Annotated in this window: 1 protein-coding gene; it reads left to right on the plus strand. The window is 48.3% G+C overall.

Annotated elements, in window-relative coordinates:
* Positions 1–267, plus strand: a 267-nt coding sequence (locus tag QN347_RS20070; protein WP_323494441.1) for an ester cyclase, incomplete at both ends; no start/stop codon positions are given.

The following is a 267-nucleotide window of genomic DNA, read 5'->3' on the forward strand; positions in this document are numbered from 1 at the left end:
GCCTTATTGGCAAGCCCTGATACACAGGTTGCGGCAAATAAGCGCCTGGTGTATGACTTTTGGCGTGAGGTATTTGAGGGGGGACATATGGATCTGGCGGATAAATATCTGACCGAATCATATATTCAGCACAATCCGAATGTGGCGTCAGGACGCGCTGCGTTTGTCGATTTTTTCTCTAAATTTACCAAACCATCCCCGATTGCTGCGCAGATCAAAGCACCACTTGTGTCCATCGTTGGCGATGGCGATATGGTCGTTCTTAGT

The sequence above is a fragment of the Sphingomonas sp. 10B4 genome (assembly GCF_035019905.1).
GTDB lineage: Bacteria > Pseudomonadota > Alphaproteobacteria > Sphingomonadales > Sphingomonadaceae > Sphingomonas > Sphingomonas glacialis.